Raw genomic sequence first — 14225 nt, forward strand, 5'->3', positions numbered from 1 at the left:
AGCGACGGCAACACGAACAGCGCGCCGGCGATTATCCCGCCCCAGGTGCGGTGCATCAGCCAGCCGATATAGGTCGCCAGCTGCTGGGCCTCGGGGCCGGGCAGCAACATGCAGTAGTTGAGGGCGTGGAGGAAGCGCCGCTCGGAGATCCAGCGCCGGCGTTCCACCAGCTCCTGGTGCATGATCGAGATCTGTCCCGCCGGCCCGCCAAAGCTGATGAAACCCAGCTTTAGCCAGAACCAGAAGGCTTCGCGCAAACCTATAGGTTCGGGCCTTGGCAGCTCCGTTGCCGTTGCCGCGTCGGAAGTCTTAGTCATGGGCTGGTTCCTCTTGGGCGAAGCCGGCGAGCAAGCCGTCGAACAGGGCACTGGCGGCGGCCAACAGCTGGTCGTCATGGGTAAGGGTTTCGCGCAGCCCCGCCAGCACCCGTTCGACGCCGGCCGCCTCAACGGGCTGGACGCCGCCGATATCCAGGTAGTGGACCAGGGCTGCGATGCGCGAAAGACCCGGCGCTTGCAGGGCAAAGCTGGCTTGCAGGGTTTCGAAGCTGACCCGGTTGCCGACATGGCTGAAGGTGGCGGCGTCGAAGTCGAAACCCAGGGCATCGGCCGGGCAGTCCCGGGGATGCTCCAGCCAGAGAATCCGCGCCTGGGGGTCGATAAAGCGGCGGATCAGCCAGGCACAGGCCAGGCGGTCGACCCAGGGCCGTTGGCGGGTGGCCCAGATACGCCCCTGGTAATCGCTTGGGTCGAGCCGGGGGATCGGCAGGTCCTGGCTCCGCGGTTCGTCCGTGGACAAGGCCCGGCTGACGGCGGTCTCGAGTTCCTGCAAGGCGGCGTCCGCCTGCTGCCTGGGCTGGCCCGGGAAGTAATCGATGGTGCTCAACTGCTCGTAGGCTTTGCGCAGCTTGCGAATCTGCCGGGTGCTGGCCAGCGCATTCTGCGCTGTGAGCTGGCCCCGGCATTCCTCGATCTCGCTGCGCAGCCTGGCGTAGTCCTCGCTGCGCTCGAACAGGTCGATAAAGCGTGCGCCGTCGGGGTCCACCACCGGCAGCACATAGGCGGTGCCATGGATGGCCAGGATGTCCCGTTCGATCGCGGCCAGGGCCTCGCGACAGGCCGGGATATCGGGCAGCAGATAGGCGCCGTCCCGCAGCACCGCCGCCCCGCAGGTTTTCAGGGCGCGCCAGGCCCGCATGCGCTCCGTGGCATGGGCGGTGGGGAGTCCGAGGATCAGGGTCAGCCAGTTGTTCATGTAGCGTTGATCGCGTTTTATGTAGATATCTCTACATTATTCCTGTCGGGGGCGATTGAGAAGCGGTTTCGCGGGATGAAAAGACATGCGCTGGCGCAGTGCGGCTAACCCGGCGTCCTGCCGGGTTACCCACGGCTCAATGCCTGCGTTCGGTCAGCGTGGTTAACGGGGCACTCAGATCAAAAGCAACGCGAGGCGGCCTACCCGGCTGACCTGGTTGAGAACGCGGTCTCTGTAGCCGCTGCCGAGCCCTGGCGAGGCTGCGATAGGACCGAAGGTCCTCCTGCGATTTCAAGATCCTGCGCCCCCTTCGGGGTCGATCGCAGCCTCGCCGGGGCTCGACAGCGGCTACAGGGTTTAGCGCCGACCGGTAGGTCGCGTTTGGCTTTGGCTTTTGATCTGTCCGCCCTATCGGCAGGCTTCGTTCCGGTGTTCATCAGGGGGATGGCGCGCAGCGCCGTACGGCGAAGCCGTACACATCGAGAGGAGGTCGAAGCGAAGCCGACCGCAGGGGATGCCCCCTGATGGACACCGGAGGACGGAACCACAGGTAGCCGTTACCGCAGCCATGGATATGTACACCAGCAGATCAGGGGAGCAGGTTTTAGGAGCAGCCCTTTCAAGTGCTGGTTTTTCAAAGACCTTGAAAGGGCTGGTTCTAAGTGCAAAAAAAACTGGGGATGCCCGGAGGGACAAGCCCCCGGGCGGGTGCCGGTCAAGGCATTTGCGGCAGTTCCTGCGGGCGCAGGTCGAAGACCAGCACCTCGGCATCCACGCCATGGCTCAGGGTCAGGGCCTGCTCGCTGCGCACCCGCACGCCATCGCCTTCCTGCAGGGGCATGCCGTTGAGCTCGACCTGGCCCCGCGCCACATGGACATAGGCATAGCGATCGGCATCGAGAGTCAGGGTGGCGCTTTCCTGGCCGTCGATCAGGCCGGCGTAGACCCGTGCGTCCTGGCGGACCTTCAGCGAGCCCTCGGCCCCATTGGGGGAGAGGATCAGTTGCAGGCGACCGCGTTTTTTCTGGGTGCTGAAGTGCTCCTGCTGGTAGCGCGGCTTGGCGCCGACGACATCCGGCACGATCCAGATCTGCAGGAAGTGCACCGGGCGGGCGGCCGAGTGGTTGTACTCGCTGTGCGCGACGCCGCTACCGGCGCTCATCAGTTGCACGTCGCCGGGGCGGATCACCGAACCGGTGCCCAGGGTGTCCTTGTGTTCCAGGGCGCCTTCGAGCACGTAGGAAAAGATCTCCATGTCCCGGTGCGGGTGCTGGCCGAAGCCTTTGCCGGCGGCGACCCGGTCGTCGTTGATCACCAGCAGGTCGGAAAAACCCTGTTCCCGCGGGTTGCGGTAGTTGGCGAAGGAGAAGGTATGGAAGGACTTCAACCAGCCGTGATTGGCGGCGCCGCGGTCGGAGGCTTTGCGAAGGGTCAGCATGATGAAATCTCCTTGAGGGACGAGAAGTCGTCCGGTTGAGGAGAAGGTTAATGTCTACCCTGTGGCGCAATAAGTAGATGGAAATGGAAAGACTGTCCCTTGCAGGTTGACAATTTTGTGCGACGAATCACGTATTCTTGGCCGACGAGCGCAACCCAGGCTGGGCATAATGGCCGGCCTCTGCGTCAGGCTTCTCTCCCTTCGATACCGGTGATTTTCGACCCATGAAAACTGTGGCAATGGTGCTGTTCCCCGACTTCCTCCTGCTCGACATGGCCGGGCCCATGGAAGTGTTTTCCATCGCCAACCGTTACCTGGAACCCAAGGATCATTATCGGCTGGTCATGGTCGGCACCGAGCCGGGCATGCTGCGGGCGTCCAATGGCGTCAGCGTGCAGACCGACCTGCACCTCGACCAGGCGCGCGACGCCTATGACCTGCTGCTGGTGCCGGGCGGCCCGGGGGCCTATGACGTCAAGCTCCCGGCGTTGCAGCGCTGGCTGCGGGACGCGGTGCCGCGGGCGGGCTGCTATGGCTCGATCTGCACCGGGGCCTTCATCCTCGGGCATGCCGGCCTGCTGGACGGCTACCGGGTGACGACCCACTGGCATTACACCGAGCGCCTGATTCGCGCGTTTCCTAATGCAACCGTGGAGACCGACCGGATCTACCTCGAGGACCGCAACCTGATCACCTCCGGCGGCATCACCGCCGGTATCGACCTGGCGCTGGCGGTGGTCGCCCGGGACCACGGCAAGAAGCTCGCCCAGGACGTGGCCAAGGTGTTGCTGGTGGTGATGAAACGCCAGGGCGGGCAGGCGCAGTTCAGCCCGTTGACGGCCGCGGTGGCCCCCCAGGAAACCCCGGTGACCCGGGTGCAGAACCATGTGCTCGAACACCTCGATGAAGCCTTCAGCATCGAGCGCATGGCTGGCCTGGCGAACATGAGCACGCGGCATTTCGCCCGGGTGTTCGCCCGGGAAGTGAAGATGACCCCCATGGAGTTCCTGCAAAGCGCCCGGATCGACCGCGCCCGGAACCTGCTGGAGACCAGCGACCTGCCGCTCAAGACCGTGGCCTACAAGAGCGGCTTCGGCAGCGTGCGGCACATGCGTTTCCTGTTCGGCGAGAAGCTCGGCCTGACGCCCACCCAGTACCGTGAACAATTCAGCTGACCCCCGTCCGGTGTTCAACGTGTCCGTCCCGCGCACCGCGATGGCCGTGATACTCCCCCCGGGGCAGTTGTCGCGTCATCGGCGCCTGCCAAGATACCCGGGGATTTTTGGGAAGGGGGAGGCGAAGGCCTGGACCAACCCGCGCGCCGGACGCTGCCGTGCCGTGCGTCGGGCCGGGCCTTGCGCGCGGATGGCATGAACAGCGTCAGAGATGTGAACAGCGACGAGGTGCTGCGGTTTGGCCCCTACGTCTTCCACTCGCGGCAACGCCTGGTCCTGGACGGCGACCGGCCGCTGAGCATGGGCGGGCGCGCCCTGGATATCCTCCGGGTGCTGCTGGAGCGCGCCGGCCAGGTGCTGGGCAAGGAGGAGCTGATCGCCCGGGTCTGGCCGAATTCGGTGGTCGAGGACATCAACCTGCGGGTGCACATCGCGGCCCTGCGCCGGGCCCTCGGCGATGGCCAGGACGGGCAGCGCTACATCGTCAACATTCCGCAGCGTGGCTACTGCTTCGTCGCCCCGGTGCGGCGCGAACCCCAAGGCAGGGCGCTGTCCCTCGACGCCGTGCCGCAACCCCGGCACAACCTGCCGGCACGGCTCACCCCGGTCACCGGCCGCGACCCGCTGGTGGGCAGCCTGGTCCGGCAGCTGCCGGTGCGCCGCTGCATGACCCTGGTCGGCCCGGCGGGGATCGGCAAGAGCACGGTGGCCCTGCGCGTGGCCGAGCTGCTGTTGCAGCACTATCGCGACGGGGCGTGGCTGGTCGACCTGTCGGCGCAAGACGATCCCGTGCGCGTGGCCGAGCAGGTGGCCCGTGTCCTGAATCTGGACACGAGCCTGGATGCACTGGCGGCCCGGCATACCCTGCTGGTGCTGGATAACTGCGAGCACCTGCTCGATGCCTGCCGCGCCCTGGTGGAGCAGTTGCTGGCGGTGGTGCCGCAACTGTCGATCCTGGTCACCAGCCGCGAGCCGCTGGGGCTGCCCGGGGAAACGGTGCAGGTCCTGCCGGCCCTGTCGGTGCCACCGGCTTCGGCGCTGCACAGCGTGGCCGAGGTCATGGGGTATTCGGCGGTGCAGCTGTTCGTCAGCCGCGCCCGCGCCTGCCAGCAGGGGTTTGTCCTGCGCGAACAGGACCTGCAAGCGGTGCGTGAAATCTGCCGCCGGCTCGACGGCCTGCCCCTGGCCATCGAACTGGCGGCGGCGCAGATCGGCGCGCTGGGGTTGGTGGGGTTGCAGGCCCAGCTGGACAACTGTTTTCAGCTGCTGACCCAGGGCCGGCGCACCGCCGTGGCCCGGCACCAGACGCTGAAGTCCGCGCTGGACTGGAGCTATCGGCGCCTGAGCCCGCTGGAACGTAGCGTCTTGCAGGGGCTGGCGGTGTTCAAGGTGGCCTTTACCCCGGAGACCGCCATCGGCGTCATCAGTTGCGCGGTGCTGCTGCCCGAACTGGTGGCGCAGGTACTGCAGCGGCTGGTGGACAAATCCCTGCTGGTGCTGGTGCCCGGCAATGGCCCGGTGCGTTACCGGCTGCTCAACACCACCCGCACCTATGCCCGGGAGCAGCTTGAACAGGGCGGGCTGCTGCGGATGTTCGAAATGCGTCATGCGCACTACATCAGCCGCGCCCGCAGGGGGTCAGGCGGCGAGCTGGCCCTGCAACGCGTCGAGCAATAGCCGCACCCGGGCCAGGTCCGGGGTGGCGAAGCCTTCGTTGAACCGGGCGTAGACCGGCTGCAGCAGGTCATGGGCCCGCTGGTGGTGGCCCTGGCGTTGCCAGAGCTGGGCCAGGGCCGTGGCGCTGCGCAGCTCCCAGGCCAGGGCGCCCTGGGTCCTGGCCACGTCCAGGGCCTGCTGCAGCACCGCTTCGGCGGCGTCCTGGCGCTGCTCGGCCAGCAAGGCCGCGGCCCGGGCGCGGAGGATTTCCGCGGTGCTCCAGCCCGCCGCGCCGCTTTGCGCCCGTTGCAGCAAGCTGTCGTCGATCAAGGCGCTGTCCAGGGTCACCATGATTTCCCCGATCAGGCCGCTGCCGGCCGGTGTGCCGGGGGCGTTCGCGCCGCCCTCGATGACCTGCGCGTAGTGCCGGCCCCAGGTGTAGAACAGCAGCACCGAATGCTTCTGCGCCTGTTCCAGCAGCAGGCGCAAGAGTTCGCGGGCGGTGGCGCCGTCGCCGTTGTAGTGGGCGATCAGGCACCCGGACAACGCCAGGGTGTAGCAGATGGACGTGCCGTGGTTGATCTGCAGCGCGATGTCCAGGGCCTGGCGCGCGGTGCGCCAGGCCTGTTCCGGCTGGCCCTGGACCCAGAGGACCCGCGCCAGGATCGTCAGGGCGGCGACGCTCTGGTCGTACTGCACGCCGAAGCAGCGGGTGAAGCGGCTGAGGTGACCGCTCTGGCTCATCAGTTGCAGGGCCTGTTCGGCGCTCTCCCGGGCCTGGGGCTGGTGGCCGGCGAAGTGCAGGGCCAGGACCCGCAAGCGCTGGGTGCTCAAGGCCAGCTGCGCCGGGGCGGCGCCGCGCAACGCCAGGTCGTCGAATTGCCGGCTTTGCTCCAGGGCCGGCTGGTAGTGACCGCAACTGAGGTTGACCGCCAGGTGCCCGGACAGGGCCTTGAGCTGCCCGGCCACGTCCTCGTTGCGTTCGGCCAGGGTCCTGGCGCTGACGAAGGCCTCGATCGCCTCGCTGCTGCTGCCCTGGGTGTGGTAGCAGGCGCTGCCCAGGGCCAGCTGCAGCGGCATGGCCAGCCGCGGGCAGGGCTCGGCTGTCGCCTCCAGCAGCGCCAGGGCCTGGCGCACATAGGCGCCGTGTTCCCGGAGCAGCGACAGTTCCTGCCACAGCGGGGTGGACGCGGCGGCCAGGCGGATCGCCAGCGCTTGCGGGCCCAGGGGCTGCAAGCCCCAGTCGAGGGCCGCGCGAATGTCTTCCAGGCCGCGGGCGTAGCGTTCGATCCACGGCTCGGTCGGGGTCTGCTCCCACTCGTCCCGGGCCTGATGCATCAGGGTCAGGCAACGCTCGGCGTGGCGTTGCCGGGTCTGGGGCAGTTCGGCGGCCTCTTCGAGTTTTTCCAGGGCATAGCTGCGGGTGGTGTCCAGCAGGCGATAGAACACTTCCTCGTCGCCCACTTCCACGTTCAGCAGGGACTTGGCCACCAGTTGGGTGATCGAGCCGAATACCCGGTCGGGGGCGATCTGTTCCCCGACTATCACCGCCGCGGCCGAGGCCAGGGTGAAACCGCCACGGAAGATCCCCAGCCGGCGCAGGCAGGCCTGTTCGCAGGGCGTGAGCAGCTGGAAGCTCCAGTCCAGGGTGGTGCGCAGGGTCTGGTGCCGTCCAGGCAGCGCCTGGGAGCCCTGGGCCAGCAGGCGGAAGCTGCCTTGCAGCTGGGTCAGCAGCCCGTCCAGGCCGAGGTTGGCGACCTGGGCCGCGGCCAGTTCCAGCGCCAGGGGAATGCCGTCCAGGCGCCGGCAGATCTCGATCGCCAGGGGCAGTTCGGCGTGGCTCAGTTCGAAACTGTCGTGGCTGGCCATGGCCCGTTCGACGAACAGTTGCAGGGCGGAAAAGCCCAGGGCCTGGGTGCGGTCCAGCACCGCGATGGGCGGCGGGCAGTCCAGGGATTCCAGGCGCTGCACGTATTCGCCTTCGGCCCGCAGGCTCTCGCGGCTGGTGGTCAGGATATGCACCTGCGGCGCGCCGCGCAGGATGCTCTCGCAGAGCGGCGCGACGGCGTCGAGCAGGTGTTCGCAGTTGTCGATCACCAGCAGCATCTGCTGCTCGCGCAAAAAGCCCGCCAGGCTGCTGGCCGGTTCGTCGTCGTGCAGCGCCAGGCCCAGGAGGCTCGCCAGGTGGGCGCTGATCATCCGCGGGTCGTTGACCGGGGCCAGGTCCAGCAGGCGGATACCGTCGCGGTACTGGCCGATCAGTTGCTCGGCGACGCCCAGGGCCACGGTGGTCTTGCCGATGCCGCCGGGGCCGACCAGGGTGATGAAACGCTGGTGCGCCAGCTGCGTCATCACATTCGCCACCAGGGCCTGGCGTCCGATCAGGCGGGTGTGGCGCACCGGCAGGTTGTGCCCGCTCGGCGCTGGCGTCGGCGCGTCGCTGTCGGGGCGCTGCCCGCTGGCTTCGAGGGAGAAGGGCGCGACGAAGCTGTAGCCGCGCTGGGCCACGGTGACGATGTAGCGCTGGCCGGCCTGGCCGTCGCCCAGGGCCTTGCGCAGGGCCGCCATGTGCACCCGCAGGTTGCTGTCCTCGACCACGCTCCTGGGCCAGACCCGGGCGATCAACTGCTGCTTGCTGACCACCTGCCCGGCGTGTTCGAGCAGGATCAGCAGGATGTCCATGGAGCGTCGGCCCAGGCGCAAGGGCTGGTCGGCCTCGAGGATCAGGCGTTGTCCGGGGTAGACCCGGTAGGGACCGAAATGCACGGCCTGTTCGACGGGAAAGGGCAAGGCTCACTCCTGCTACTGCTTATTTTTATTGCTCCCGGCTGCACCTGGCAGGGAGGCGGACAAAGGGCTGGCAATCAGCCTGCACCTCTCTATCTCGCGGAATCCGAGCATGTTCCTCAGGTTTCGCGGACAACGCAATGCAGGGTTCGGGCCAGGACGTGGCGGACCCCTCGGCCGTGGTCTGCCTTCACCCGCCGCAGGCGCCGTATTCAGGGGCTCCGGCGCGGTTCCAGGGGGTATCGAGGGCGGGCATGCTGCGTCGAAAATTAACAACGTTTAACTCGCCGCGCATCCGCCCCAGCCCCAAGAATCCAGCCCTTGAACACACCGACCGAGGCCGCCGGGCTTTGGCTCGCACAAGGAACGAACACCTCTGGAGGAGGCCGGAATGAGCAAGGTGGTAGTGGTCTATCACAGTGGCTATGGCCACACCCGGGTCATGGCCGAGGCCGTGGCCCAGGGCGTGGAGCGCCACCGGGGCAGCAACTGCCGGCTGGTTCCGGTCGAGGAGGTGGCGCAGCACTGGGAACGCCTGCACCAGGCCGACGCCATCATCTTCGGCGCCCCGACCTACATGGGCAGCGCCTCGGCGCCCTTCAAGGATTTCATGGAGGCCACCGCGGCGTTCTACCTGGCCCGGCCCTGGCGCGACAAGCTCGCCGCCGGCTTCACCAACTCCGGCTTCCTCTGCGGCGACAAGCTCAACACCTTGCTGCAGATGGCGGTCTTCGCCGCCCAGCATTCGATGCTCTGGGTCGGCCTCGACCTGCTGCCGGCCCGTGCCGGCGCCGGGTCGTTCGATGGCCAGTTGAACCGCCTCGGCGCTTCCCTGGGGGCCATGGCCCAGTCGAATGTCGAACAGTCCCCCGAACAGGTGCCCCCCCTCGAAGACCGGCGCACCGCCGCCCACCTGGGCGAGCGGGTGGCGCGTCTGGCCGAGCGCATGGGCGCCGCACCGCTTTGATGCAATCAACCCTGAAGGAGCAAGAGTCATGAGCACATTCACCACCCGCGACGGAACCGAGATCTATTACAAGGACTGGGGCACCGGCCAGCCGGTCGTGTTCAGCCACGGCTGGCCGCTGAACAGCGACAGCTGGGAATCGCAGATGATCTTCCTGGCGTCGAAGGGCTACCGGGTCGTGGCCCACGACCGGCGCGGCCATGGCCGCTCCAGCCAGCCCTGGTCCGGCAACGACATGGACACCTACGCCGACGACCTGGCCCAGTTGCTCGAACACCTGGACCTGCGCGACGCGGTGCTGTTCGGCTTCTCCACCGGCGGTGGCGAAGTGGCGCGCTACATCGGGCGCCACGGCACGGGCCGGGTGGCGAAGGCCGGGCTGATTTCCGCGGTGCCGCCGCAGATGCTCAAGACCGCGAGCAACCCCGGCGGCCTACCCATGGAAGTCTTCGACGGCATGCGCCAGGCGTCCCTGGCCGACCGTTCGCAGCTGTACAAGGACGTCGCCAGCGGGCCGTTCTTCGGCTTCAACCTGCCGGGCGCCAAACCGTCCCAGGGCATGATCGACTGGTTCTGGATGCAGGGCATGCTGGCCGGCCACAAGAACACCTATGACTGCATCAAGGCGTTCTCGGAAACCGACTTCACCGACGACCTGCGCAAGTTCGACGTGCCGACCCTGGTGGTCCACGGCGACGCCGACCAGATCGTGCCCATCGAAGCCTCGGGCATCGCCGCGGCCAAGCTGGTGCAGGGAGCCCAACTGCTGGTCTACCCGGGTGCGCCACACGGCCTGACCGACACCCACAAGGACCGGCTCAACGCCGACCTGCTGGCGTTCATCGAAGCCTGATGCGCGGTTGAACCGATAAACGCCGAGAGGAGCTTGCGCCTCTCGGCGTTTTTTATGGCCGGCTAACCGGCGGGCTGCTGGAGAGGGGAGGGAGCGCCGGTGGCCCGCGGTGCGGAGCCGGGGCGTGCGCGCAGCATCCGGCAGCGCCAGGCGAACGGGCCGATGCCTTCGCTGTGGGTGAACATGTGGCAGAAGTGCGCCTGGTCGCAGAAGCCGCATTCGAGGCTGATCTGGGTCAGGGTCAGGTCGGTGTCCAGGATCAGCTGCTTGGCCCGGGCAATGCGCTGGCCACGGATCCAGTCCTGGGGCGACAGGCCGGTGCTGCACTTGAAGGCGCGGGAGAAATGGCTGCGGGAGAGGGCGCAGGCCCGGGCCAGCTCGCTGACTTCCAGAGGGTCGCCGAGGCCGTCGAGGATCAGTTGCTTGACCAGGTTCTCGCGCCAGGGCGAAAGGCCGCCGGTGGCGGCTTTGCGGGTTGGCGCGAGGGGTGCCCGGAGGGCCTTGGGCGGAAAGTGGGCCATGACGAAAGTCCGTGTCGAGGGGAAGGCGTCGGCGCAGCGCTCGATGGCGAGCTGCTCGGTGGCTCGGCCGCTTCCCGCTTTGGAAAACAGGTCTGCACAGAGGGCTTCATTCTTGGGTGGGGGGGCGCTGGCGTGCGAGTTAAACGTTGTTAATTCCGCTGTCGGGCAGGCCCCTCGATTGAGCACATCGCTGCAATTTTCCGCAGGCGGAAGGCGGGCATGATCCGCGTCATGCCGGACTGAACAGAGAGAGGAGGACGTACCTGTGAACCGTAACGATCTGCGCCGCGTCGACATGAACCTGCTGGTGATCTTCGAGGCCCTGATGTTCGAGAAGAACCTGACCCGGGTCGCGGAAAAACTGTTCATGGGCCAGCCCGCGGTGAGCGCGGCCCTGGGCCGCCTGCGGGATCTGTTCGACGACTCGCTGCTGTTGCGCAACGGCCGCGCCATGGAGCCGACGGCGCGGGCGCTGGTGATTCTCGAAGAGCTGCAACCGGCGATGGACGCCATCTCCGGCGCGGTCAGCCGGGCCAAGGCCTTCGACCCGGCCAGCAGCGGCGACCTGTTTCGCATCGGCCTGTCGGACGATGCCGAGTTCGGCCTGTTCCCGCCGCTGTTGAGCCAGCTGCGGGAGGAAGCCCCGGGCATCGTGGTGGTGGTGCGTCGGGCCAATTACCTGTTGATGCCGAGCTTGCTGGCGTCGGGCGAGATCTCCGTCGGGGTCAGCTACACCACCGAATTGCCGGCCAACGCCAAGCGCAAGACGCTGCGGGACATCGGCTGCAAGGTGTTGCGCGGCGACAACCGTCCCGAGCCCCTGACCCTCGACGAATACTGCCGACGGCCCCATGCCATGGTGTCCTTCTCCGGCGACCTGAGCGGCAATATCGACCTCGACCTGGCCAAGGTCGGGCGCAGCCGGCGGGTGGTGTTGGGCGTGCCGCAGTTCAGTGGCCTGCGGGCCTTGCTCGCCGGCACCGAAATGATCGCCACCGTGCCGGACTACGCCGCCTGCGCACTGGTGGAAGGCTGTGCCCTGAGGGCCGAAGAGCCACCGTTCCCCATCGAGGCAGCGCAGCTGTCCATGGCCTGGAGCGGGGTGCACGACAACGATCCGGCGGAGCGCTGGCTGCGTTCGCGGATCGCGCAGTTCATGTCCGGCCCGTTGCCGATCGCCGCCCCGTGAAGGGCTGCCCCAAGGCTTGGACGCAGCAACGGACCCCGGGGCAAAAAGAGCACGTACATGCAATTTTTCCCGTCGGCGGCCCGGCACCATTCCGTCAGGGTGTGGCCAGCGACCTTGGGGCCGACACCGGGAATCTTCCAGAGTGGGCGGGGGGCGCCATGCAGGCTTCAGGGTGGGAGGAACGGGCCCGGGATCTCGGGCTGCTGTGGCTGCGGGTCAGCGCCGGGCTGTTGCTGCTGTGGGTCCATGGCCTGCCGAAACTGCTCGATTACAGCGCCGAGCTGCAACGCATCGAAGACCCGTTCCATCTGGGCGCGAGCCTGACCCTGATGCTGGCGATCTTCGCCGAAGTGCTGTGCCCGCTGCTGATCGTCGCCGGGGTCCTGGTGCGCCTGGCGTGCCTGCCGATCCTCGCGGTGCTGCTGGTGGCGCTGCTGCTGGTGCACCCGCAGTGGAGCCTGGCCGAAGGACAGTTCGCCTGGCTGCTGCTGATCCTGTTCAGCAGCATCCTTATCGCCGGGCCGGGAAGCCTGGCCCTCAATCACCGTTTCACCGGAGCCTTGCGTTATGTCTGATGCCAACCGTCCCCAAGCCACCGCGCTGCCGGGCCCCGATGAAGTGGTGACGCTGATCGTCAAGCACCGGGTCAAGGCTGGCCTGGAGCAACCCTATGCAACCTGGCTGCGCCGGATCGTCCGGGTGGCCGCAGAGTATGAGGGGCATCTGGGGGTGGACGTGATCCGTGGCAAGAGCGCCGGCCTCGACCTGTTCACCTGCGTGCTGCGTTTCTGTTCCACCGCGGCGATGCAAAGCTGGCTCGATTCGCCGCAGCGCCAGGCACTGGTGGACGAAGCCGCGCCGATGCTGGCGGACGGCGACCGGACCGAGGTCCACCCGCGCAACGAGTTCTGGTTTGCCCTGCCGGCCGATGCCGTCGCGCCGCCGCCACGCTGGAAGCAGGCACTGCTGACCCTGCTGGTGATCCTGCCGCACACCTTGCTGGTGCCGCTGCTCTGGGGGCCGGTGTTGCAGCTCAATGCCTGGCTCTCTCACTACGTGGTCGCCACCTTCCTCATCACCCTGACCATCGTGCTGTCGGTGGTGTACCTGTTCATGCCCCTGGCGACCCGGCTGTTCGCTCCCTGGCTGCAAGCCCCGGTCGCCCACCCACACCTGGAGGCCGACCATGGCCAATAACGACGAGCCGTCCGATCCGCTGCGCCGCCAGTTGCTCGCCGCCGGTTCCCTGCTCAGTGCCGCGGCGGCGTTCTGGCCGCGCCTGTCCCTTGCCTCTTCCCATCCAGAAGGAAAGCCGATGAACGCCGATCTGATTCTATTCAATGGCCAATTCCATACCGTCGACCGCGAGAAACCCCGGGCCAGCGCGGTCGCCATCAGCCAGGGGCGCTTCGTCGCGGTAGGCACCGACGCCGAGGCCATGGCCCTGCGCGGCAGCGCGACCCAGGTCATCGACCTCAAGGGGCGCACGGTGATCCCGGGCCTCAACGACTCGCACCTGCACCTGATCCGTGGCGGCCTGAACTACAACCTGGAACTGCGTTGGGAAGGGGTGCCGTCCCTGGCCGACGCCCTGCGCATGCTCAAGGAGCAGGCCGACCGTACCCCGACCCCGCAGTGGGTGCGGGTGGTGGGCGGCTGGAACGAATTCCAGTTCGCCGAAAAACGCATGCCGACCCTGGAAGAGTTGAACCGGGCGGCGCCGGACACCCCGGTGTTCGTCCTGCACCTGTACGACCGCGCCTTGCTCAACCGCGCGGCGCTGCGGGTCGCCGGCTACACCCGCAATACGCCGAACCCGCCGGGTGGCGAGATCGTGCGCGACAGCAACGGCGAACCCACCGGCATGCTGGTGGCCCGGCCCAACGCGATGATCCTGTATTCGACCCTGGCCAAGGGGCCGAAGCTGCCCCTGGAATACCAGGTCAACTCGACCCGGCAGTTCATGCGCGAACTCAATCGCCTGGGGCTGACCAGCGCCATCGATGCCGGCGGCGGTTTCCAGAACTACCCGGACGATTACGCGGTGATCGAGCAACTGGCCCGGGAGCAGCAGTTGACGGTGCGCATCGCCTACAACCTGTTCACCCAGAAGCCCAAGGAAGAACTCACCGACTTCAAGAACTGGACCGGCAGCGTCAAGCTGCACCAGGGTGACGACTTCCTGCGCCATAACGGCGCCGGGGAGATGCTGGTGTTCTCCGCGGCGGACTTCGAGGACTTCCTCGAACCGCGCCCGGACCTGCCGCAGACCATGGAACAGGAACTGGAGCCGGTGGTGCGCCACCTGGTGGAGCAGCGCTGGCCGTTCCGCCTGCATGCCACCTACGACGAGTCGATCTCGCGCATGCTCGATGTGTTCGAGAA

Annotated in this window: 13 protein-coding genes; 8 read left to right on the plus strand and 5 right to left on the minus strand. The window is 67.3% G+C overall.

The window, feature by feature from the left end; genetic code table 11:
• The 3 genes from ACQKQA_RS27470 to ACQKQA_RS27480 all read right to left on the minus strand — a co-directional run.
• Window positions 1–317 (minus strand): chromate transporter (locus ACQKQA_RS27470; protein ID WP_427564351.1); only part of this gene is annotated, 317 nt, incomplete at its 3' end.
• Window positions 310–1254, minus strand: a complete 945-nt coding sequence (locus ACQKQA_RS27475) for a chromate resistance protein ChrB domain-containing protein (RefSeq protein ID WP_427564352.1) — start codon at window positions 1252–1254, stop codon at window positions 310–312. The genes ACQKQA_RS27470 and ACQKQA_RS27475, both read right to left, overlap by 8 nt.
• 715 nt (window positions 1255–1969) lie before the next feature.
• Window positions 1970–2692 (minus strand): pirin family protein, encoded by a 723-nt coding sequence (locus ACQKQA_RS27480; protein WP_427564354.1) that lies wholly within the window; start codon window positions 2690–2692, stop codon window positions 1970–1972.
• A gap of 224 nt (window positions 2693–2916) precedes the next feature.
• Between ACQKQA_RS27480 and ACQKQA_RS27485 the strand changes: the two genes are divergently transcribed.
• Together ACQKQA_RS27485 and ACQKQA_RS27490 are read left to right on the plus strand one after the other, a co-directional pair.
• Entirely contained in the window at window positions 2917–3867 is a 951-nt protein-coding gene (locus tag ACQKQA_RS27485; RefSeq protein WP_427564355.1) for a GlxA family transcriptional regulator, read from the plus strand.
• A gap of 195 nt (window positions 3868–4062) precedes the next feature.
• The gene (locus ACQKQA_RS27490) at window positions 4063–5544 is read left to right on the plus strand and encodes an ATP-binding protein (protein WP_427564357.1); all 1482 of its coding nucleotides are present in this window, start codon (window positions 4063–4065) and stop codon (window positions 5542–5544) included.
• Here the strand turns inward: ACQKQA_RS27490 and ACQKQA_RS27495 are convergent.
• Window positions 5506–8313 carry an ATP-binding protein gene (locus ACQKQA_RS27495; protein WP_427564359.1) on the minus strand — a complete coding sequence of 936 codons (2808 nt, stop codon included), beginning with the start codon at window positions 8311–8313 and terminating at the stop codon, window positions 5506–5508. The genes ACQKQA_RS27490 and ACQKQA_RS27495 overlap by 39 nt on opposite strands.
• 388 nt (window positions 8314–8701) lie before the next feature.
• Between ACQKQA_RS27495 and ACQKQA_RS27500 the strand changes: the two genes are divergently transcribed.
• Together ACQKQA_RS27500 and ACQKQA_RS27505 are read left to right on the plus strand one after the other, a co-directional pair.
• Window positions 8702–9277 (plus strand): flavodoxin family protein, encoded by a 576-nt coding sequence (locus ACQKQA_RS27500; RefSeq protein ID WP_427564361.1) that lies wholly within the window; start codon window positions 8702–8704, stop codon window positions 9275–9277.
• A 28-nt stretch (window positions 9278–9305) separates the two neighbouring features.
• A complete protein-coding gene (locus ACQKQA_RS27505; protein ID WP_427564363.1) occupies window positions 9306–10130 on the plus strand; it encodes an alpha/beta fold hydrolase in 825 nt (274 codons plus the stop codon).
• A 62-nt stretch (window positions 10131–10192) separates the two neighbouring features.
• On the opposite strand, the gene ACQKQA_RS27510 is transcribed toward ACQKQA_RS27505, so the two are convergent.
• Window positions 10193–10651 carry a helix-turn-helix domain-containing protein gene (locus ACQKQA_RS27510; RefSeq protein ID WP_427564365.1) on the minus strand — a complete coding sequence of 153 codons (459 nt, stop codon included), beginning with the start codon at window positions 10649–10651 and terminating at the stop codon, window positions 10193–10195.
• 265 nt (window positions 10652–10916) lie between these two features.
• Here ACQKQA_RS27510 and ACQKQA_RS27515 point away from each other — a divergent pair, with 265 nt between their 5' ends.
• The 4 genes from ACQKQA_RS27515 to ACQKQA_RS27530 form a co-directional block, all read left to right on the plus strand.
• Entirely contained in the window at window positions 10917–11840 is a 924-nt protein-coding gene (locus tag ACQKQA_RS27515; protein ID WP_427564367.1) for a LysR substrate-binding domain-containing protein, read from the plus strand.
• A gap of 158 nt (window positions 11841–11998) precedes the next feature.
• Window positions 11999–12415 (plus strand): DoxX family protein, encoded by a 417-nt coding sequence (locus ACQKQA_RS27520; RefSeq protein WP_427564369.1) that lies wholly within the window; start codon window positions 11999–12001, stop codon window positions 12413–12415.
• The gene (locus ACQKQA_RS27525; protein ID WP_427564371.1) at window positions 12408–13037 is read left to right on the plus strand and encodes an antibiotic biosynthesis monooxygenase; all 630 of its coding nucleotides are present in this window, start codon (window positions 12408–12410) and stop codon (window positions 13035–13037) included. Before ACQKQA_RS27520 ends, ACQKQA_RS27525 begins: the two co-directional genes overlap by 8 nt.
• 118 nt (window positions 13038–13155) lie before the next feature.
• Window positions 13156–14225 (plus strand): amidohydrolase (locus ACQKQA_RS27530; protein ID WP_427564373.1); only part of this gene is annotated, 1070 nt, incomplete at its 3' end.

The organism is Pseudomonas sp. NPDC089530, from assembly GCF_050280705.1.
Lineage (GTDB): Bacteria > Pseudomonadota > Gammaproteobacteria > Pseudomonadales > Pseudomonadaceae > Aquipseudomonas.

Coding starts and splice junctions, on each gene's coding strand:
- ACQKQA_RS27475 (WP_427564352.1), bottom strand. CDS start 1,254: ATGAACAACTGGCTGACCCTGATCCTCGGACTCCCCACCGCCCATGCC.
- ACQKQA_RS27480 (WP_427564354.1), bottom strand. CDS start 2,692: ATGCTGACCCTTCGCAAAGCCTCCGACCGCGGCGCCGCCAATCACGGC.
- ACQKQA_RS27485 (WP_427564355.1), top strand. CDS start 2,917: ATGAAAACTGTGGCAATGGTGCTGTTCCCCGACTTCCTCCTGCTCGAC.
- ACQKQA_RS27490 (WP_427564357.1), top strand. CDS start 4,063: ATGAACAGCGTCAGAGATGTGAACAGCGACGAGGTGCTGCGGTTTGGC.
- ACQKQA_RS27500 (WP_427564361.1), top strand. CDS start 8,702: ATGAGCAAGGTGGTAGTGGTCTATCACAGTGGCTATGGCCACACCCGG.
- ACQKQA_RS27505 (WP_427564363.1), top strand. CDS start 9,306: ATGAGCACATTCACCACCCGCGACGGAACCGAGATCTATTACAAGGAC.
- ACQKQA_RS27510 (WP_427564365.1), bottom strand. CDS start 10,651: ATGGCCCACTTTCCGCCCAAGGCCCTCCGGGCACCCCTCGCGCCAACC.
- ACQKQA_RS27520 (WP_427564369.1), top strand. CDS start 11,999: ATGCAGGCTTCAGGGTGGGAGGAACGGGCCCGGGATCTCGGGCTGCTG.
- ACQKQA_RS27525 (WP_427564371.1), top strand. CDS start 12,408: ATGTCTGATGCCAACCGTCCCCAAGCCACCGCGCTGCCGGGCCCCGAT.